This window comes from Paracoccus sp. R12_2 (genome assembly GCF_017744015.1).
Taxonomy (GTDB): Bacteria; Pseudomonadota; Alphaproteobacteria; order Rhodobacterales; family Rhodobacteraceae; genus Paracoccus.
Genome location: NZ_JAGHRA010000026.1, coordinates 1 through 19587, shown reverse-complemented (window position 1 = coordinate 19587; position 19587 = coordinate 1). Strand labels below are relative to the sequence as shown.

Genomic DNA, 19587 nt, shown 5'->3' with positions numbered 1-19587 from the left:
GTGGGGGCGGTCTTCCAGTTGGCGCTGGGGGTAGCTCACTGATGAGGAAGGCCTGCCTTGTCAGACCTGATCGATTGCAAGAATCTTTGCCTGAGTATCATCAAATTTATCAGTGAGTTTGGAGTCCTTCTTGGAATCGCGGGCGACCTCGTTAGCCGGTGCAAGCTCGACCTCGACCAGCAGATCCTTGGCGTCGATCTGTTCGCCGGGGCGGACATGGATGGCTTTCACGGTGCCGTCGCGGTCGGCGTGCAGGCCGGTTTCCATCTTCATCGCCTCGATGGTCAGCAGCAGGTCGCCCTGGTGGACCTTGGCGCCCGCCGTGGCCGCGACGGAGGCCACGACGCCCGGCATCGGCGCGCCGACATGGCCCGCGTTCGCAGGATCGGCCTTGGGACGGGCGGCGGCGGCGTTTGTGGCCTTGCGGTTCGGCACACGGACCTGGCGGGGCTGGCCGTTCAGTTCGAAGAAGACCTTGACCTGGCCCTTCTCGTCCGTCTCGCCCAGGGTCAGGAAGCGGATTTCCAGAGTCTTGCCGGGGTCGATCTCGACGCTGATCTCGTCACCCTGCTCCATCCCATAGAAGAAGTTGCGGGTGGGCAGCGCGCGGACCGGACCATAGGTTTCGTGCCGCGACATATATTCGGTGAAGACCTTGGGATACATCAGGTAGCCGTTCAGATCCTCGTCGTCGATCGGGGTGCCCAGATCCTCGGACAGCTTCTGGCGGGTGGCCTCGATGTCTACCGGGGGCAGATGCGCGCCGGGGCGGTCGGTGATGGGCTGCTCGCCCTTCAGAACCTTGCGCTGCAACGCCTCGGGCCAGCCGCCGGGGGGTTGACCGAGGTTACCCTTCATCATGTCGATCACGCTGTCGGGGAAGCTGACCTCGGTCGCCGGATCCATCACCTGCCGGGGCGTCAGGTGCTGGGCCACCATCATCAACGCCATGTCACCCACCACCTTGGACGATGGCGTGACCTTGACGATATCGCCGAACATCCGGTTCACGTCGGCATAGGCCTGGGCCACCTCGTGCCAGCGATCCTCCAGCCCCATGGAACGGGCCTGCGCCTTGAGGTTGGTGAACTGCCCGCCCGGCATCTCGTGCAGATAAACCTCGGAGGCGGGCGACTGCAGGCCGGATTCGAACGCGGCATAGTTCTCGCGCACGCGTTCCCAATAGTTGCTGATCTGGCGGATCGCCGCGATGTCCAGGCCGGTGTCGCGTTCGGTCCCTTCCAGCGCCTCGACGATGGACCCCAGGCAGGGCTGAGAGGTGCCGCCCGAGAAGGCGTCCATGGCCGCGTCCACCGCATCCACGCCCGCATCCGCCGCAGCCAGGATCGTGGCGGCGGCAAGCCCCGAAGTGTCGTGCGTGTGGAAGTGGACCGGCAGGCCCACCTCCTCCTTCAACGCCTTGATCAGGATGCGGGCGACGGCGGGCTTCAGCAGGCCCGCCATGTCCTTCAGACCCAGCACATGGGCGCCCGCGGCCTTCAGATCCTGCGCGGTGCGGACATAATAGGCCAGGTCATACTTGGACCGGTCGGGGTCCAGCATGTCGCCGGTATAGCAGACGGTGCCTTCGCAGATCTTGCCGGTTTCGATCACCGCGTCCATGGCGACGCGCATGTTCTCGACCCAGTTCAGGCTGTCGAAGACGCGGAACACATCCACGCCGCTGTCCGCCGCCTGGCGCACGAAGGACTGGACCACGTTGTCGGGATAGTTGGTATAGCCCACGCCGTTGGACGCCCGTAGCAGCATCTGCGTCATCAGGTTGGGCATCCGCTCGCGGATGTCGCGCAGCCGCTGCCAGGGGCATTCCTGCAAAAAGCGATACGCCACGTCGAAGGCCGCCCCGCCCCAGCATTCGACGCTAAACAGTTGCGGCAGGTTCGCGGCGTAAGTTGGCGCCACGCGGATCATGTCGATGGACCGCATCCGGGTCGCCAGCAGCGATTGGTGGCCGTCGCGCATGGTGGTGTCGGTCATCAGCAGGCGCGTTTGCGCGGCCATCCAGTCGGCCACGGCCTGCGCGCCCTGCTGTTCCAGCATCTGCCGTGTGCCGGGGCCGGTTCAGCCTTGGGCGCAGGCGGCACCGGGGGCCGGGCCTGGGCGGGAGGCATGGCACGGCCCGCCGTTTCGGGATGCCCGTTCACACTGATATCGGCCAGATAGGTCAGGATCCGCGTGGCCCGGTCCTGGCGCTTGTCGAACTGGAACAGCTCGGCCGTCGTGTCGATGAACTTGGTCGTATAGGTGTCGTCGAGGAAGGTCGGGTGTTTCAGCAGGTTGATGACGAAGTCGATATTCGTCGAAACGCCCCGCACCCGGAACATCGATGGGCGCGTTAATACTGTTGATCGCTGCGGGATTTGTGTCCGGGATGCTGAACGCGGTGGCGGGGGGTGGCACTTTCGTGAGTCTGCCTGCCTTGATCTGGACGGGCGTTCCGCCGGTCAGCGCCAACGCCACGGCGACTCTCAGCGCACTGCCCGGCTATGCGGCGGGCGCGTGGGGATTTCGCCATGACATTCTGCAGGAAGGTGATTTGGCTCTGCGGACCATCCTTTTGATCTCAGGTCTAGGCAGCATCGCCGGAGCTCTGCTGTTGATCGTCACCCCTGGTGATGCGTTTTTGGCGATCGTGCCATGGCTGCTTCTTCTGGCGACAGCGCTATTTGCGGGTGGACCTGCAATCCTGCGAGCGATCCGCCGACGGGGTGTGTCAGACATGGGCCCGGCGATCTCTGTCGGTGTGGTCTTGGCCGTATCGATCTATGGCGGCTATTTCAACGGCGGCCTCGGCATCATGCTGCTCGCGGCGTTCGGCTTGATCGGCTACACAAACCTCCACGCGATGAATGGACTGAAGAACGTTCTGTCCGCCTTACTGTCGCTGGTCTCGTCGGTGGCCTTCGTCTTGGCTGACATGATCTCGTGGCATGAAGCAGGTCTGCTGGCCGCAAGCGCCGCGCTTGGCGGATATGTGGGCGCTCGTGTCAGCAGGGGTATCCGACGCCTGGACCTGCTGCGAATGTTCATCACCGGAGTGGGCACGGCCACGACGATCGCCTTCTTTCTGCGTTGAGCAGGCTGACAGAGGACTAAAGGACTTCCCGCCCCACCTAGACGTTTCAGCAGACGAGACCGGAACCTGATTTTATTTCTTACCATGGATTGTTCGTTGCTGGCCGGCCGAGGAGTTTCATGCCCGGCGCACTGACCGTGCTCGTGCAGTGACGGGATAGCTTCCCCGGGACAGCACCTGCCCATCTGCGTCGACAACGAGACGAAACGCACGGTCGGCACGATAGAAGGTCATGCGCCAACGTCCTTCGTCTTTGCCAGACCCGCTTTCGGAACGGCTGCTGATGAGGCCATTCCGCATCTCCTCCCGGACCTGTTCTTCCGTGATCTTGAAGGCTCGTGCGATCGCGGCTGCTTCCACAACAAACCCGCTGTCGGTTTTGGATACTTCGTTCATCGCACCATCACCCATAATCCGGTACCGCGCCGGTCTCAGCCTAACGGGCTCAGCGCGGCTTCGCACGAGTGCACGCGCTATAAATAGGTATTTACAATACCACTTGGGACGCGTACCTCAATATCACAACCGTATTCAAGGGCTAGGTTGATGAAATCCATCCAGACACCCCCATCCCGCAGCCCCTCCGCGCGAACGGAGATCGCAGCCGAACTCGAGGCACGGACCGGGCTCGATGAAGCGGTGTTGCGCGGGTTGGTCCATGCCTTCTATGGCAAGATTCGCAACGACTCTGTTCTTGGCCCTATCTTCGCGGCGCGCATCGATGACTGGACACCGCATCTGGATCGGATGACGTCCTTCTGGTCCTCCGTTGCCCTGATGACAGGCCGCTATCATGGCGCTCCGGTGCCCAAGCACGTCGGTTTGCCGATTGACTGGGGCCATTTCGAGCGGTGGCTCACACTCTTTCGTGAGACCGCAACGGAGATCTGCACACCCGCTGGCGCCGCCCATGTCATCGAGCGGGCCGAACGCATCGCCCGGTCGCTCAACTTCGCGGTCGAGGATGCACGAGGGAGTGGCATCCCGAACTTGGCTTGAGGCTCGCATGGCGAAGCAATTGGATATCGATGTTGCCCGCGTTCACGACGAGGCGTCCGCCACGGACCGCACGAGGCTTCTCGTGGACCGAATCTGGCCGCGAGGTATTTCGAAGGCCGATCTCGGGCACGATGACTGGATCAAGGACATCGCGCCGACTACCGAGCTCAGGAAATGGTTCAACCACGACCCGGACAAATGGGGCGAATTCCGCAACCGCTACATGCAGGAACTGGCTGACAACACGGACGCCGTTGACCGCTGCCTCGCATGGTGTCGAGCTGGCCCCGTCACCCTTCTCTTCGCTGCGAAGGACCGGGAACACAACCAGGCGGTGGTGCTGCGGGACTATCTGAAACAGCGTCTCACGGGGGATACCACATGAATGCCGATCTGGGGTCCCTTCGCACCCCTCTGTGCGATCTTCTGGGATGTGAGTATCCCGTCATCCTGGCCGGTATGGGTGGCGTCGCGCGCGCCGAACTGGCCGCCGCGGTCGCAAATGCGGGCGGTTTCCCGACCCTGGGGATGGTGCGCGAGGCGCCATCGCTGATCGCCTCGGAGATCAGGGCCTATCGCAGACACGCGGACCGTCCATTCGCAGTGAACCTCATCCCGGCGGCCACCGACCCCGACCTGCTGAACCAACAGATCGACACCTGCCTTTCTCATGATGTGAAGGTGTTTTCCTTCTTTTGGGATGTTGTTCCGGCGATCGTCGCGCGGGTCAAGGAGGCGGGTTGCCAAGTGCTTTACCAGGTCGGCACAGAGCGCGCCGCGCAGGAGGCGGAGGCCGCGGGTGCCGACGTGCTGATCGCGCAGGGACAGGAAGCAGGCGGCCATGTTCACGGGCAAACAGGAACATTCGACCTGACCCGGGCTCTAATTGACAACTTCGACCTTCCGGTCGTCGCCTCAGGCGGCATCAGCACCGGCGACGGCTTGTCCCGCGCGCTTTACCTCGGGGCCCAAGGTATCCAATGCGGCACCGCATTCCTCGCCACAGAGGAATCCTTTGCCCATGACTACCACAAGCAGCGGATTGTTGCCGCCGAAGCGCAGCATACGGTCCTCACCGACGGTTTCGTCCTGAACTGGCCCAAGGGTTCTGCTGTACGAGTCCTTCAGAACAGCGTCACCGCCGCATTTGGCACCGAACTGATGGGACACGATCCCGACACGATTCCGCGGATGGTCATCGCCCACGATGGCGATATTCCGCGACTGCGCCAAAGCACTGACTCGCCACTTCGTACGACCACGGGCAAGCTGGAGGCGATGGCCCTCTACGCCGGGCAGGGCGTCGGCGAAATCCGCGACATTCCCGCCGCTGGTGAGATTCTGAATCGCGTGGTGCGCCAAGCTTTCCGATCTCTTGAGAGCATGCCTGACTTCGGTGAGTTCACGAGGTCCGCCACTTGGAAACCCTGATGTTGACATTGAGCCTGGCTGGCTCGCAAGATTGGGCCGATACGAACGATATGGACAACTGCCGCGACTGGATAGCTTGACCTAATGATACGCCCCGTTTCATCCGTTGTTCCTGATATCGTGCTTTCCGCGCCTTCGATGCGATGCGGGGGGTGTGTGGCCCGGATCGAAGACACCCTCGACCAAATCCCCGGGGTCGAGGAGGTGCGGGCAAACCTGACCTTGAAGCGCATCGAACTGCGAATGGCCGACCAGGCTTCGGGGTTGGACACCATCTTAGCGCGCCTCGCCGAGATCGGGCATCCGGCAACGGAAATCGACGCAACCGACCTTGAAGGTGAAGGACAGGACGAGACCGCCACTGCGCTCCTCCGTGCGGTGGCCGTCGCCGGCTTCGGTGGGATGAACGTGATGCTGCTGTCGGTCTCGGTCTGGTCAGGGGCGGAGGGCGCCATGCGTGCCGGCTTCCACTGGGTTTCGGCGCTCATCGCCATTCCGGTGATCTTCTATTCCGGGCGCTTCTTCTTTACTTCGGCCTGGTCGGCGCTGCGTGCGGCCCGGATGAACATGGATGTCCCGATCGCCGTGGGCCTTCTGCTGGCGCTTGCGCTTAGCCTTTCCGAGACCCTGCGCGGGGCGCAACACGTATTCTTCGACGCCGCCCTCACCCTGACCTTCTTTCTTCTGATCGGCCGCTATCTCGATCACCGAATGCAAAGCAAGGCTCGGCATGAGCTAACCGCCTTGTCTCGGCTCATTCCCGGAACCGCCTGTCAGGTTCTGCCTGACGGTCAGACCAGGGAAATAGCCCCCACACAGATCACGCCCGGGATGGTGCTTCGCATCCATGCCGGCCAAAGGCTGCCAGTGGACGCGAGGATCCAGTCGGGAACCACGGATCTGGATCGTTCCATCGTGACCGGCGAATCTGATGCCGTCATGGCCGCTCCGGGCGATGAAGTTGAAGCTGGCGCGCTGAACCTCACCGGCCCTGTAGAGGCCCTCGCCCTGCGCGCCATGCAGGATTCGTTTATCGCGTCAATGAAACGGATGCTCGGCTCGGTCAACGGTGCCCGCACCCGCTATGTGAGGATCGCGGATCGTGTGGCACGTCTCTACGCGCCCGCGATCCACGTCCTGGCCGGGGCCACATTCCTCGGCTGGTATCTGTCCACGGGCGATTGGCACGTCTCGGCCTTCGTGGCGATCAGCGTGCTGATCATCACCTGCCCCTGCGCGATGTCGTTGGCGGTTCCCGTCGCCCATGTCGTCGCCGCCGGTCGGTTGATGCGCGACGGCATCCTTATGAAGGATGGCTCAGCACTCGAACGCCTGGCTCAGGTGGATCGGGCCGCATTCGACAAGACCGGAACTCTGACGACGAGTTTCGAGTTCATCACGCTTGCCGACGACCTGGCCGGGGAAACCCTGGCCGCGCTGGCGGCACTCGCGAACGCGTCGCGTCATCCTGCGGCGGTCGCGATCGCAAGGAAGCTGCCCAACCAGGAAATGGGATTGCACCAGGTGACCGAGACCCCCGGCCTCGGGATCGAGGGTAAGCTCCCGGACGGACGCCGGGCCCGGCTTGGCCGCGCCTCATGGGTCAGGGAGATTGCCTCCGCCGAGGCCGAGGGCACCGGCCCTGCTTTCGGTCTCGAGAATGCGCCGATGTCGCACATCGTCCTCTCGGAGATCCTGCGGCCGGACGCGGCCAGGACGATCCGCGAACTGGCCACCCGGAACATCCCCTCCGAGATCGTTTCGGGCGACGATGCTGACCGCGTGAGGGAAATCTCCGAGCGTCTTGGAGGGGTCGCCTTTCACCACGGCCTGACGCCGGCCGACAAGATCGCCCATCTCGAGGTTCTGGAAGCGGACGGACACCGGGTGCTGATGGTGGGCGACGGGCTGAACGATACGCCCGCCCTGGCCGCTGCCTATGTGTCGATGTCTCCGGCCAACGCGACCGACGCCGGACGGGCGGCCGCCGATTTCATCTTCCTGCGCGACAGCCTCGCGGCGATCCCCGATGCCATCGTCATCGGCCGCCGGACAGCACGGGTGGTGCGGCAGAATTTCGGATTTGCCCTGCTTTACAACGCCGTCGCGGTGCCTCTGGCGATCGCCGGCCTCGTCACCCCACTGATGGCCGCTGTCGCCATGTCGTCGAGTTCTATTCTGGTAGTCGCCAATTCGCTGCGGCTGAACCGGTGCCCCACCAGCACCACCCGGAGTCCGATGTGGCCAAGGATCCGCGAGGTGCCGGCATGAACATTCTCCTGGTCCTGATCCCGATTTCCCTCGCAATGGGCGCGGTCGGTGTCGGCGCGTTTCTATGGAGCCTGCGAACAGATCAGTATCGTGACCTTTCGGGCGACGCCGAGCGCATTCTCTATGCTGCGGACCGCCCGATTACGCACAAGCATAGAACCAACCCGACGGAACAGGAGCCGGGATTGTGATTTCAAAGCTCACAGAGACGGAACGACAGACCGCCCTGATCATCACCGGCCTCATGACGCTGGTCGGTCTTGTCATGGCCGCTGCCGGTCGCGCCGACGCCATGGGCGTTCATGGCTGGATCGTGCTACTGGCAGCCGGCCTTGTCTTCGGCATCATTCTCCGCTCGGTGGGCGATCCCGAACCATCAGAAGATCGAACCACCAGCTACTACGACGATCCGACCAAGGCCGGGCTGGTGATCGCCCTGTTCTGGGCCGTCGTCGGTATGGGCATGGGCGTATGGGTCGCGGCGCAACTTGCCTGGCCCGACCTGCGCTTTGACGCGGCATGGTCAAGCTTCGGCCGCATTCGCCCCGTTCATACATCGGGGGTGATCTTCGGTTTCGGGGGCAACGCCCTCATCGCGACGTCCTATCACGTCATGCAACGCACCAGCCGGGCGCGTCTGGCAGGGCATGTCTCGCCGTGGTTCGTGCTGCTGGGTTTCAACCTTTTCTGCATCATCGCCGCGTCGGGCTACCTGATGGGTGTTACCCAGTCGAAAGAATACGCCGAGCCGGAATGGTATGCCGATATCTGGCTTGTCATCGTCTGGGTGGTCTATTTTGTGCTTTACATCCGCACGCTGGCGCGCCGGAACGAGCCGCATATCTACGTCGCCAACTGGTATTACCTCGCCTTCATCCTGGTTGTGGCAATCCTGCATATCGTCAACAACCTCGCCGTCCCAGCCAGCCTGACAGGAGCAAAGAGCTACTCGGCCTTCGCGGGCGTCCAGGACGCGATGACGCAATGGTGGTATGGCCACAACGCGGTGGCCTTTTTCCTGACCGCCGGGTTCCTCGGCATGCTCTATTACTTCCTGCCCAAGCGGGCAGAGCGACCGATCTATTCCTACCGCCTGTCGATCCTGTCGTTCTGGGGCATCGTGTTCTTCTACATCTGGGCCGGCTCGCACCATCTGCACTATACTGCCCTGCCGCAATGGGTGCAGACGCTAGGCATGACCTTCTCGGTCATGCTGCTGGTGCCCTCCTGGGCCAGTGCGGGTAACGCGCTGATGACGCTGAACGGCGCGTGGCACAAGGTGCGCGACGATGCCACGCTGCGCTTCATGATGGTGGCGGCGGTGTTCTACGGGCTGTCGACCTTCGAAGGCTCGTTCATGGCGGTGCGCGCGGTCAATTCGCTGTCACATTACACCGACTGGACGGTAGGCCACGTCCATGCGGGCGCGATGGGCTGGGTGGCGCTGATCACCTTCGGCTCGATCTACTCCGTTGTTCCGCTGCTGTGGAAGCGCGAAACGATGTATTCCTGGAAGCTGGTGGAATGGCACTTCTGGCTCGCGCTGGCGGGCACGGTGATCTACGTCTTCGCAATGTGGAACAGCGGCATCATCCAGGGGCTGATGTGGCGCACCTACACCGACAGCGGCACGCTGGCCTATTCCTTCACCGACACGCTGGTCGCGATGCACCCTTATTACGTCGCGCGGGCCTGCGGCGGGGCGCTGTTCCTGACCGGGGCGATCCTGGCGGCCTACAACGTCTACATGACGATCCGGCACGCCCCCGAAAAACGCCCGGAACGCGACTACCCCACCTCGTCCGAAGCCGCCGAACCTGCCGTTCCGGCAGCGGAGTGACCTGATGTTTCGCAAGATCCTCTCCCCCTTCGCCCGCTTCTTCGAATTCCACGCCCGGACGCATTACCGCACCGAGCGGCACTCGATGGCCCTGACCCTCGGCATCATCGTCGCCGCCGGTGTGGGTGGGTTCGTCGAGATCGCCCCGCTCTTCACCATCGACGATACGGTCGAGGCCGCACCGGACATGCGGCTCTACACGCCGCTCGAGCAGGCCGGGCGCGACATCTACATTCGCGAGGGCTGCTATGCCTGCCACTCCCAGATGATCCGGACGCTGCAGGACGAGGTGGATCGCTACGGTCCCTATTCGCTGGCCGTTGAATCGCAATATGATCACCCGATGCTCTGGGGCTCCAAGCGGACCGGACCGGATCTTGCCCGGCTGGGCAACAAGTATTCCGATGACTGGCACGTGCGTCACCTCGTCGATCCACGCGCCGTCGTGCCGGAATCGGTCATGCCGCAATATGCATTCCTGCTGGACGAGACGCTCGAGACAGAGAGCCTGCCGGACCGCCTCGCGGCGCTGCGGACAGTGGGCGTGCCCTACAGTGACGAACAGATAGCCAATGCCGATGCCGACGCGCGTGGCCAGGCCCGGCCCGACACCGACGCAGCTGACGGGGTAAGCGAACGATACGGAGACACGACCGGCATTCGCCATTTTGATGGGCGCCAGGACCGGGTCACGGAGATGGACGCGCTGGTGGCCTACCTCCAGATCCTTGGCGGGCTCACAGACGCCGCCTTCGACAACCAGCCACTCGAGGACGACTGACAGGATGGACCTCACGCACGAACTGACCTCGGCGATCGCCAAGTCCTTCGGACTCTTCTACCTCATCGCCCTGTCGGTGGGGATCACCGTCTACGCCTACTGGCCGTCGTTGGGCAAACGCTTCGAAAAGGCCGCCAACAGCATCCTGGATGACGAGGACGGGCCATGTCGGTAAAGGAACGCGATCCCCTCACCGGGCACCAGACTACTGGTCACGAATGGAACGGGATCACCGAGCTGAACACCCGCGTGCCGCGGGCGGTGTGGTTCTTCATCATCGTCACCCACATTTGGGCGCTGGTCTACTGGGTGCTCATGCCGGCCTGGCCACTGGTGAACACCTATACCCGCGGGCTACTCGGCATTGACCAACAAGAACAGGTGGAAGAACGCGTGGCCGCCGCGGATGCCACCCGTGGCATCTGGGCGGATCAAATCGCCGCGCTCCCGCTGGACAAGATCCGTGACGATACGCTGCTCATGGCCCATGTCGACCGGACAGCACCCGCACTCTTCGGTGACAATTGCGCGGCCTGCCACGGAAGCCGCGCCGAAGGCGGCCCCGGTTACCCCTCTCTGGTCGATGATGCCTGGCTTTGGGGCGGTGATGACGAAACGATCCTCGAAACCCTGCGTGTCGGCATCAATGCCCCGCATCCCGACACGCGCTATGCCGAGATGCTCGCCTTTGGCCGCGATGGCATGCTCAACCGGGATCAGATCCGCGTCGTGGCGGACTACGTGCAATCGCTGGCGGGCCTCGCTAGCGGCGCCTCGCCCGAGCGGCTGGAGGTAGGCGCCACGCTCTTCGCCGACAATTGCTCGAGTTGCCACGGCGAGGATGGAGCGGGCATGCTGGACCTTGGTGCCCCGAACCTCACGGACACCCACTGGATCTACGGCGGCTCCGATGAGGCGCTGTTCGAGACGATCTATGGTGGCCGAAAGGGCTGGATGCCCGCATGGGAAAACCGCCTGACCGAAGCGCAGCGCAAGTTGCTGGCGCTTTACATCACCTCGCTGGCCGATGGAGGCCCGGAATGACCATTGAGCGACCCCGTGTCCTGGCGATCTCCGCCGCATTGCTGGTGGTGGCCGTCTTCGCGGCCGCCAATATCCATCTCGTCTCGGTCTCGCTGTCGTCGCAACCGAGCTGCGTTGAAACCGCCAAGGAAGGCGCCGGCACCTACCGCCCGGCGAAACCGTCATGCTGAGCCAGAACAACGCCCCGCCGCCGCCCGACAATCCGCACGTCGGGGGCGTCATCCCGAAGGTGGTCCCACCCTTGGCGCGTCCGAGCCCGCACGCCCGCGATCTGCCGTGGCGCACCGCCTTCACGTGGCTGCGGGCCGGGTGGCGCGATCTCTGGTCCCACCCGCTTCCGAGTCTGATCTACGGCCTCGGCGTTTTCCTCGTTTCAGTCGTCGTGGTCTGGTTCCTGTTCCGCCTGGAATTCGACTATGCCCTATTCCCGGCGCTCGCGGGTTTCATGGTGGTTGGGCCGCTGATCGCCGGCGGACTTTATGAGAAAAGTCGGCGACTGGAGGCAGGCGAACCCGTCGGCCTCGTGCCGATGCTCTTCGTCCGGCTTCGGTCCGGCCGTGCCGGTGTCTTCATGGGGGTCATGCTGCTGGGGCTTTTCCTGCTGTGGATGCGCGCGGCGGTCCTGATCTATGCGCTGTTCTTCGGCATGGTGGCCTTTCCCGGCACCGAGGAGATCGTTCCGATGCTTCTCCTGACTCCTACTGGCTGGGCCCTATTGCTGGTCGGCTCTGCCGTCGGTGCGCTCTTCGCCGCCTTCTCCTTCGCCATCAGCGTTTTCGCCTTTCCGATGCTGCTGACCGAGCGGACCGACGCGCTCTCTGCGCTCGGGATCAGCATGGCGATGGTCTGGAACAACCTTGGGGTGATGATCGCCTGGGGCGCCATCGTGGTGGCGCTGTTCGCCCTATGTCTGCTCACGGCCGGATTGGGGCTGATCTTGGTGTTCCCGTTGCTGGGACACGCGACCTGGCATTGCTACCGCGCCATCCGCTCAGACGACGCTGCCGCGCATGAGGATGACCGCATGTTCATTCGTCCGGCCTGACACGGAAACGGCGGGGCTGCAGAAGCCTGCGACCTGATGCGAGACCGGTCGCGGTAAGGCAAATGTCTGGGGCATCGCCAGTAATGCACTCGAAACCGATTGGCGTCGGCGTTAAAACAATCGCAGCGCAGCTTACCCTCACAGCATCCCCTTCGACTTCATCCTTGGGGATAACGGTTTGCACAACGGCCGAGGATCAAATAGCTGATTGGAAAATGGGCACTCGTGATGTTGGTGCACACATTTTTAGCATCCAGCCAACACTCCCCTTAATGCGACGACGCAAATGAACAATATCGACGAAAAGCTACAACCGATCCTTGCCGAAGTAGCGCGGCGCAATGCCGGCGAGCCGGAATTTCACCAGGCGGTGCACGAGGTGATGGAAAGCCTCGGGCGCGTCGTGGCAAAGCACCCAGATTATCTCGAGCAAGCGCTCATCGAACGAATCTGCGAACCCGAGCGTCAGATTATATTTCGCGTCCCTTGGGTCGACGACCAAGGGCATGTCCAGATCAATCGAGGATTTCGCGTCCAGTTCAACTCGTCCCTCGGTCCCTACAAGGGAGGGATGCGCTTCCACCCGTCCGTCAATCTGGGGATTATCAAGTTTCTCGGCTTCGAGCAGACGTTCAAGAATGCCCTGACCGGCCTGCCGATCGGTGGCGGAAAGGGCGGAACGGATTTCGACCCCAAGAACAAATCCGATGGCGAAATCATGCGCTTCTGCCAATCCTTGATGATCGAACTGCACCGCCATCTGGGCGAGCAGACGGATGTGCCGGCCGGCGATATCGGCGTCGGCGGGCGTGAAATCGGATATATGTTCGGGCAATATAAGCGCCTGACCAACCGTTATGAATCGGGCGTGCTTACGGGCAAGGACATCGCCTATGGTGGATCCCGAGCCAGGACCGAGGCAACTGGCTTCGGCAATACGTATTTTACCAAGGCGATGCTTGAAACGCGCCAGACCGACTTCGATGGCAAGCGCGTCGTGGTGTCAGGCGCTGGCAATGTCGCCATCCATACCATCGAAAAGGTGCAATCCTTTGGTGGCAGGGTCATCGCCTGTTCGGATTCTAGCGGCTACATCATAGATGAAGCCGGAATAAACCTTGCCCTGCTTCAGGAGGTAAAATCCGTGCGCCGCGAGCGAATTTCGGAATATGCCAGGTTACGTGGGAACGGAGCCCGATTTATTCCTGTCGGAAAGGGCTCTGTCTGGGCTCTACCCTGTGACGTGGCAATGCCCTCGGCCACCCAGAACGAGCTGACAGGCAAGGACGCGAAATCACTGGTCAAGAACGGCGTTCTGGCTGTCGGCGAAGGCGCGAACATGCCCTGCACCCCCGCGGCGATCCGCATCCTGCGCGAGGCCGGCATCCTGTTCGGGCCCGGCAAGGCGGCGAACGCGGGGGGCGTAGCAACGTCGGCACTGGAAATGCAGCAGAACGCCAGCCGTGACCGTTGGAGCTTTGAGCAGACCGAACAGCGGTTGGCTCAGATCATGAAAAGCATCCACGACAGATGCGCCGAAACTGCCGATGCATATGGCGCCCCCGGTGACTACGTCCTGGGCGCGAATATCGCCGGTTTCGAGCGGGTTGCCAAAGCCATGCGGATGCTGGGAGTGATCTGAGCCGATCCCCTCGGTCATCGAAAAACGAGGGCGATCTCTTCCTTGCTCAGGAGCTTCCATCGACCGGGAGCCAGCGTGTCGTGCAGGCAGAGATCGCCCAAGCGTTCACGTCGCAGAGCTTCGACGAAATTGCCGGCGGCAGCGAACATGCGGCGAACCTGGTGGTATCGGCCCTCCGTCACGGTGATCAGGGCTTCGGTTTCCGAGATTATGTCCAGCACTGCCGGCGCCAGGGGTTTGTCATCGCCTCTGAGCGTGAGTCTGCCAGACGCAAACACTGCGGTTTCCGTGTCATCGAGTGGACGGGCAAGCGTGACACGGTAGGTTTTTCTGAGCCGGCTTCTGGGGCTGCTGATACGATGCAGAAGGTCTCCGTCGTCGGTCAGAAGCAAAAGGCCAGAGGTCTGTTTGTCCAAACGCCCAATGGTTGAAATTGCGGGCTTGCGGCGTCGCCAGCGAGCAGGCAGCCTGTCATAGACGAGTTCGCCTGCCTCCTTGTGCGAACAGGTCACGCCCAAGGGTTTGTTCATCATGACGACCAGGCCAGCAAGCGGATCAAGCGGCTTGCCCGCAACCGTCATGCGGCGGGGCAGGTCCGCGTTGACAGGGATGCGGACGGAGGAGGCGTCCAGGATCTCAGCCTGATCGAAGACAATGCCACCAGACCGCGCCAGCCGCGCGATGTCCTTGCGCGCACCATATCCCATCGAGGACAAGAGCTTGTCTACACGTGTGAATGAACTGCTGGACAAATCTCGTGATCCTCGTAAACGAAACGCACCATGACGGGTTCTTGCGGCTCTATCGCCATGATCGGTCCCACCCGGAAAGTCCAGTTTGTATGCTGGAGAATGACCGGCTTTCGCTCCATCGGAACGATAGTTTCAGGAGCCGGAGGGTGATAGCCCAGATCGCCATGGGGTCGCTTGGTGTTGTGGTGTTTCCTTCTTCACTCGATCGGAGCCAGCGCTTGGCTGGGGCTACAGAAGATTCCTCAGCTGAACACTTTTCGCCGGACCGGGCATTGAAGTTCTCGCAGCATCCGTTCTCCCAAGGTAAACTCGTTTCGGTGTAGGCTGTCTCGGTCACGCAGGCCGAATCCAGTGCCTGACAGCCTCGACGATTCCCTCAACCACGAAGCGCGCGCCGCAACCTTTTGCGCTCTTCGAAGTCCTGGGTGACGTCGCGCATGATCGCCGCGACCGCCTGCAAGTCACCGTCCTCGCCGCGCAACAGGACGATGGAAAACTGGATCGAGATTTGCGTTCCGTCCCGCCGGATTGCTGGAACAGTTAGCAAATCGCCTGCGCCATATTTGTTTGTCGGGTCCGCATGGTGGCCTCGTAGCCGATCCAGTGTAGCTCACGCAGGCGCTCCGGCGTGATGATGTCCAATGACTGGCCAAGCGCCTCCCCCTCTGCAAAGCCGAATATCCGCTCCGCGCCCCCGTTCCAGACTCGGATGATGCCCTTGCGGTCCGCGACCACCAGCGCATCGGGCATGCCCTCGAACAGCTTTCGCGCAATCTGGTCCTTGTCGACTGTTACCCTCCTACCTCGGTCCCTCGCTCGGTGAGTATGACATCCATCGGGATATCGTGGGGTTGCGGATAGATCGTGGACAGCTGCGCCGCGGCGAGACCCACACCAATACTGAAGGGTCGCGGCGACAGCGCCGTCAAGGTTCGATCGAAATACCCCCCACCATAGCCAAGGCGATAGCCTTCGCTGTCCCATCCCATGAGAGGTGCGAGAACGACGTCCGGCATCACCTCCGGAGCGTCCCGTGGCGGCACGGGAATGTTCCAGTGTCCGCGCTCCATCCGGGTCTCCCGAGTCCACAGGCGGAACACCAAGGGCGCCGCCCGGGTCTCCACCAGAGGCAGAGCGATGCTGCGGCCAGACGCCTGCATCTCGATCATCAAAGATCGAAGGTCCGGCTCATCCTTGATCGGCCAATAGAATGCGATGACCCCGTCGCCCTTCCCAGCAGAATGCCCTGCAAGCAATCTCTCCAGTCCTGTCATCAGCGCTACACTTGTTTTTGTCCTCTGGGACGAGGAAAGCGTCCGACGCGCTTCGCGAAGTCGCTTGCGTGCAGCCGTGCGCCACCGGGCCACGTCGCGCGCTTGTTCGGGATCTAAGGCCAAGGGGTCGAAATACCCAGGATCGACCTCTGCCGCCATGCAGGGCGGCGAGGCAAAGTTTCCCTCACTCTTGAAGCTGTTGGACCCATTGTCTATGTACGAACTCCAAACTTCAGGTGTAGTCATTCTCGCGGCAGGAGCCGTCTCTCTGCGCCGGGACTATTCACTTCTCTGGATAAGCGCCATAATGGGCACTGTAAATACCACTTCATGGATGGCAGATGCGCCTTACCTCATTCACCGACTACGGGCTCCGCATGCTGATGCGCCTTGCCAGTGCGCCGGACCGGGCTTTTTCCACGGCTGATCTTGCCGAGGAATTCCAGCTTCCCCGCAACCATCTCATTAAGATCATGCAGAAACTCGGCCGGGCCGGACTGGTGCAGACACGCAGGGGATGCGGTGGCGGTGCCACCTTGGCCCACGCCCCCGAGGATATCCGATTGGGGGACGTGGTGCGAGTGTTGGAAGAGGGTCAGGCGCTTGTCGAGTGCCTCCAACCGAACGGCGGGGATTGCACGATCGACGGATGCTGTCGCCTGAAGATCCGGCTTCGAGTGGCCGAGATGGCCTTTATCGAGAACCTTAACCGCTCGACCCTTGCCGATGTTGCCCTCCCCGCACCGGAACCCGTCTGACACGGCACGGCAACATGACGCCATGTTGGCGCAGGTTAACTGAGACGGCACGTTACACGCGCTTCCTTACCGCAGATCGGTCTGCTACTCGACGCGTCAGACCGGTTCCACGGTTTCGATCTTCATAACGCAGACAATGACAGTGCAGCCGTCTTCTTTCTTTAGGGGCTCCTTCTGGTTTCTTGACATGCCCAAGAGAGTTGCCCCAAGCAGAGACCCCACCGGAATGCGCCCCGGCCGCTCTGCTATGCTCATGGTCAAAATGCCTTTCCGTACTGAACCAGTGCTTTCAGCATAAGTAATGCGTTTCATAGGCAATGCGATTTGGTCGATGCCTTTGCCAACCGCTTTCCCGGCCGTTCGCATCTTGTAGCGCAGGATCCCTTCTACAAGACGCGGCATATTTCGTGCCGCGGGGTCATCTCGGGAAAGCAGCGACTCGATGCCGGTGCGGTCAGAAGGCCGAAGATAAAACTCCACATCATTGAGGCGATTTTCTGGCGAGATGTCGTAAGCAAAGCTATTCGGCATCCGCACATGTTGTGCGTTGGTCATGTTGGTCTCCCGGGGGCTGATCTCACCAGGTCCGATATCTCTATCAAAATGTTCGAGAAATCCCCGGGCGGCCGTGAGCGCGGTTACCCGCTCGCCCCCCGGGCAGGGAGGCGGTTCAGAAGCAGAAACCGGAAGAAGCTTTCGTTCGTAACCATGCACATAGGCTATGCAACAAATGGATTCTGTCAACCGTCACGGCCGCGGTGCCGCGAAGTGACAACACCAAAAGAGTTGGTTCTCACTGCTGCGCGACAAAAAAAACCGAGGTCAGCGATCTCCTTTGGCGGGTCATCATCCATGAGCCTCGTCCGCCTCTGATGGCGTCAGTGCCAGAAAGTCGCAGGCCACGCCGTGCTCTTGATAAGCCCATGCGCATTGCCGATATATCAGTCATGACCATGTTCAGTCTTCATACGAGGTTCCTGCTCAACGCAGGAAACACACTGAACCGCCGGTAGCCCCGGGCGGGATCAGGCCGCTTGCCGGTCCGCGCCTCGGGGTCTCCTCGATCTCTTACAGATCATTCGAAGTGGCATACGCGCCAATCGGGCCGGTGGATCACGCCTGTGCGGGTCGCTCGGCTGACGTGGTGCGTGCGTTTCGGTTCAGTTTCTTCGTCATGGAGCATGACATGCACCCCCACGTCTTCAAATCCGACACCCCTCACTTCTCATCCACTCGAACGACAAATCAACGCAACCGCACGTCTCGAGTGCTTCGACATTGGCTCCGAAACGCATTCCGCCGCTGGCAACGCCGGAAAATGATTGAAGCTCTTCGGCGAATGGATGATCGCATGCTGCGCGACATCGGGATTGATCGCAATGAAATCCCACGCGTCGTCAATGGTTTTACGGATTGCGAACTGAGCATGCGCCCAGTTTCTTCGCATTTGGATGTCGACGCGGGATAGCGCGGCGGCCGAACCTCAGGGCCTACCCTATTCTTGAGACTGCGCACCACCGGACGCCAGTGGTGCGCGGCAATTCCGGACTAGCGGCTCCCATGAAATGAAGAATAGGAGTGTCGAAATGATGATCTGTAAGGCGGACTTCGAAGAGCTGTTCCCGTATCTTTTCGCACCGAAGGACATACAACCTTTGTCGGCAACGTCGAGCGCCAGCTGCCTGAAGCGTGGGAAAGACTATGGTGGTTGCACGACATCGGCAAAGATCATCCCGCTGCGATGCGACTGGCGATACAGAAAGCTCGACGTGGCCCATTCTTCGAAGTGAGCCGTCGGTGACCCACTGACGTCGAAGCCCGCCTCGTGGACCTCGTCATCAATTCGCCTTCTTCACCTTCTCGGGATCTGCGCATCCTTGTCCGTTCCGGAACCGGCCTAGTCGCCAAGATTGACAGGTTGCACCCAAAGACTAAGGTCTCCTCATGATCTCGCACGAAAACCTTTCCCGGTTTCTGCTTCTGAACCGCCCGAGTCCCCGGGCGGTCTGCGCTTGAGCGCGTCTTCAACCACCCGGGGCTTTCTCACATCCTTGCATCTGAGAACGCGGGCTTCACCGCTCCGGGAGACACATCATGACCATTAGCAGGATCCCCCTTGCTTGCCGGCAGTGACTTTTGATCGCTTTTTGAACGCTCTGCTGTCGAGCCCGGCTTTCTTCTCACGTTCGACGACCGGCACAGCATCGAGCGCCTGCTCCGCCATCGCGGAACCAGCAATTCGCCAAACCCCCCTCTTCTAAATGGGCTGCTGCGCCACAAGCTGCGGATCTCGCGCGGAACTCCCGAGCCGGCCTCGCCTGATCTTGTCGTGGCCGGATGCCACGTTACCTACATGGTCAGCGGTGAGGGCGCTCGCAGCGGCGTGCTCTCCATGAACTCCACGCCGGTCCCGGGACATATTCTCGTTGCTTCATTGCTTGGGGCGACCCTGATCTGGATGCGAAAGCTGCAGAAGGTTCCGCTTCTGCGGGACGACGGTCAGATCGAAGTGTTGTGGTGTTGGATTGTTGGATGTCACTGAGAACTGACCCAGCATTGTCATCGAGATTTGACCCGCCTGTCAGTATGTCGGTCGGTTCATGACGGGGTCAACATTGGCGTCTCCTTCCTCTTCTTTTTCGCGGTCTCCGAG

At 61.6% G+C, this 19587-nt stretch carries 23 protein-coding genes and 1 pseudogene; 16 read left to right on the top strand and 8 right to left on the bottom strand.

Annotation, left to right across the window (positions count from 1 at the left end; genetic code table 11):
• Positions 1 to 165: 165 nt before the first annotated feature.
• Positions 166 to 2342 (bottom strand): annotated as a pseudogene (locus tag J7359_RS19040) (pyruvate carboxylase); the annotation flags it as partial.
• Positions 2343 to 2347: 5 nt separating this feature from the next.
• Between J7359_RS19040 and J7359_RS19035 the strand changes: the two are divergent.
• Positions 2348 to 3097: a sulfite exporter TauE/SafE family protein gene (locus J7359_RS19035; RefSeq protein ID WP_209059465.1), complete on the top strand. Its 750-nt coding sequence runs from the start codon at positions 2348 to 2350 to the stop codon at positions 3095 to 3097.
• Positions 3098 to 3214: 117 nt separating this feature from the next.
• On the opposite strand, the gene J7359_RS19030 is transcribed toward J7359_RS19035, so the two are convergent.
• The gene (locus J7359_RS19030; RefSeq protein ID WP_209059462.1) at positions 3215 to 3493 is read right to left on the bottom strand and encodes a DUF6522 family protein; all 279 of its coding nucleotides are present in this window, start codon (positions 3491 to 3493) and stop codon (positions 3215 to 3217) included.
• A gap of 150 nt (positions 3494 to 3643) precedes the next feature.
• On the opposite strand from J7359_RS19030, the gene J7359_RS19025 reads away from it, so the two are divergent.
• The 12 genes from J7359_RS19025 (at position 3644) to gdhA (ending at position 14150) form a co-directional block, all read left to right on the top strand.
• Positions 3644 to 4096, top strand: coding sequence for a group III truncated hemoglobin (locus tag J7359_RS19025; RefSeq protein WP_209059459.1), 453 nt, complete (start codon positions 3644 to 3646; stop codon positions 4094 to 4096).
• Positions 4097 to 4103: 7 nt separating this feature from the next.
• Positions 4104 to 4481, top strand: coding sequence for a DUF488 family protein (locus J7359_RS19020; protein WP_209059456.1), 378 nt, complete (start codon positions 4104 to 4106; stop codon positions 4479 to 4481).
• Positions 4478 to 5527, top strand: coding sequence for a nitronate monooxygenase (locus J7359_RS19015; protein ID WP_209059454.1), 1050 nt, complete (start codon positions 4478 to 4480; stop codon positions 5525 to 5527). The genes J7359_RS19020 and J7359_RS19015 overlap by 4 nt, the downstream gene beginning before the upstream one ends.
• A gap of 84 nt (positions 5528 to 5611) precedes the next feature.
• A complete protein-coding gene (locus tag J7359_RS19010; RefSeq protein WP_311319127.1) occupies positions 5612 to 7798 on the top strand; it encodes a heavy metal translocating P-type ATPase in 2187 nt (728 codons plus the stop codon).
• Positions 7795 to 7989: a cbb3-type cytochrome oxidase assembly protein CcoS gene (gene ccoS, locus J7359_RS19005; protein ID WP_209059449.1), complete on the top strand. Its 195-nt coding sequence runs from the start codon at positions 7795 to 7797 to the stop codon at positions 7987 to 7989. Before J7359_RS19010 ends, ccoS begins: the two co-directional genes overlap by 4 nt.
• A 53-nt stretch (positions 7990 to 8042) precedes the next feature.
• Positions 8043 to 9638 (top strand): cytochrome-c oxidase, cbb3-type subunit I, encoded by a 1596-nt coding sequence (gene ccoN, locus J7359_RS19000; RefSeq protein WP_209059482.1) that lies wholly within the window; start codon positions 8043 to 8045, stop codon positions 9636 to 9638.
• 4 nt (positions 9639 to 9642) lie between these two features.
• On the top strand, positions 9643 to 10419 hold the full coding sequence (gene ccoO, locus J7359_RS18995; RefSeq protein WP_209059441.1) for a cytochrome-c oxidase, cbb3-type subunit II: 777 nt from the start codon (positions 9643 to 9645) through the stop codon (positions 10417 to 10419).
• Positions 10420 to 10423: 4 nt separating this feature from the next.
• The gene (locus J7359_RS18990) at positions 10424 to 10594 is read left to right on the top strand and encodes a cbb3-type cytochrome c oxidase subunit 3 (RefSeq protein ID WP_209059438.1); all 171 of its coding nucleotides are present in this window, start codon (positions 10424 to 10426) and stop codon (positions 10592 to 10594) included.
• A complete protein-coding gene (ccoP, locus tag J7359_RS18985) occupies positions 10585 to 11463 on the top strand; it encodes a cytochrome-c oxidase, cbb3-type subunit III (RefSeq protein ID WP_209059435.1) in 879 nt (292 codons plus the stop codon). Before J7359_RS18990 ends, ccoP begins: the two co-directional genes overlap by 10 nt.
• Positions 11460 to 11633: a hypothetical protein gene (locus J7359_RS18980; RefSeq protein ID WP_190325630.1), complete on the top strand. Its 174-nt coding sequence runs from the start codon at positions 11460 to 11462 to the stop codon at positions 11631 to 11633. The genes ccoP and J7359_RS18980 overlap by 4 nt, the downstream gene beginning before the upstream one ends.
• Positions 11627 to 12508 (top strand): DUF2189 domain-containing protein, encoded by an 882-nt coding sequence (locus J7359_RS18975; RefSeq protein ID WP_209059432.1) that lies wholly within the window; start codon positions 11627 to 11629, stop codon positions 12506 to 12508. The genes J7359_RS18980 and J7359_RS18975 overlap by 7 nt, the downstream gene beginning before the upstream one ends.
• A gap of 286 nt (positions 12509 to 12794) precedes the next feature.
• On the top strand, positions 12795 to 14150 hold the full coding sequence (gene gdhA, locus J7359_RS18970; protein ID WP_209059430.1) for an NADP-specific glutamate dehydrogenase: 1356 nt from the start codon (positions 12795 to 12797) through the stop codon (positions 14148 to 14150).
• Between the two features lie 14 nt (positions 14151 to 14164).
• On the opposite strand, the gene J7359_RS18965 is transcribed toward gdhA, so the two are convergent.
• Positions 14165 to 14857 carry a pseudouridine synthase gene (locus J7359_RS18965; RefSeq protein WP_209059428.1) on the bottom strand — a complete coding sequence of 231 codons (693 nt, stop codon included), beginning with the start codon at positions 14855 to 14857 and terminating at the stop codon, positions 14165 to 14167.
• 191 nt (positions 14858 to 15048) lie between these two features.
• Between J7359_RS18965 and J7359_RS18960 the strand changes: the two genes are divergently transcribed.
• A complete protein-coding gene (locus J7359_RS18960; RefSeq protein ID WP_209059426.1) occupies positions 15049 to 15225 on the top strand; it encodes a hypothetical protein in 177 nt (58 codons plus the stop codon).
• A 53-nt stretch (positions 15226 to 15278) separates the two neighbouring features.
• On the opposite strand, the gene J7359_RS18955 is transcribed toward J7359_RS18960, so the two are convergent.
• Genes J7359_RS18955 through J7359_RS18945 form a run of 3 tightly spaced genes read right to left on the bottom strand, consistent with a single transcriptional unit; the run spans position 15279 to position 16335 of the window.
• Complete coding sequence (locus J7359_RS18955) at positions 15279 to 15449, bottom strand: hypothetical protein (protein ID WP_209059424.1); 171 nt, start codon at positions 15447 to 15449, stop codon at positions 15279 to 15281.
• On the bottom strand, positions 15443 to 15664 hold the full coding sequence (locus J7359_RS18950) for a PAS domain S-box protein (protein ID WP_260278747.1): 222 nt from the start codon (positions 15662 to 15664) through the stop codon (positions 15443 to 15445). Before J7359_RS18950 ends, J7359_RS18955 begins: the two co-directional genes overlap by 7 nt.
• 29 nt (positions 15665 to 15693) lie before the next feature.
• Positions 15694 to 16335, bottom strand: a complete 642-nt coding sequence (locus J7359_RS18945; protein WP_209059418.1) for a 5-formyltetrahydrofolate cyclo-ligase — start codon at positions 16333 to 16335, stop codon at positions 15694 to 15696.
• 182 nt (positions 16336 to 16517) lie between these two features.
• Between J7359_RS18945 and J7359_RS18940 the strand changes: the two genes are divergently transcribed.
• Positions 16518 to 16934, top strand: a complete 417-nt coding sequence (locus tag J7359_RS18940; RefSeq protein ID WP_209059404.1) for an Rrf2 family transcriptional regulator — start codon at positions 16518 to 16520, stop codon at positions 16932 to 16934.
• A gap of 96 nt (positions 16935 to 17030) precedes the next feature.
• Here the strand turns inward: J7359_RS18940 and J7359_RS18935 are convergent, their stop codons facing one another.
• Positions 17031 to 17489 (bottom strand): hypothetical protein, encoded by a 459-nt coding sequence (locus tag J7359_RS18935; protein ID WP_209059401.1) that lies wholly within the window; start codon positions 17487 to 17489, stop codon positions 17031 to 17033.
• A gap of 619 nt (positions 17490 to 18108) precedes the next feature.
• On the opposite strand from J7359_RS18935, the gene J7359_RS20200 reads away from it, so the two are divergent.
• On the top strand, positions 18109 to 18402 hold the full coding sequence (locus tag J7359_RS20200; protein ID WP_348524426.1) for a DUF1127 domain-containing protein: 294 nt from the start codon (positions 18109 to 18111) through the stop codon (positions 18400 to 18402).
• Between the two features lie 633 nt (positions 18403 to 19035).
• Here the strand turns inward: J7359_RS20200 and J7359_RS20195 are convergent.
• The gene (locus tag J7359_RS20195; protein ID WP_280637532.1) at positions 19036 to 19158 is read right to left on the bottom strand and encodes a hypothetical protein; all 123 of its coding nucleotides are present in this window, start codon (positions 19156 to 19158) and stop codon (positions 19036 to 19038) included.
• Positions 19159 to 19587 lie beyond the last annotated feature (429 nt).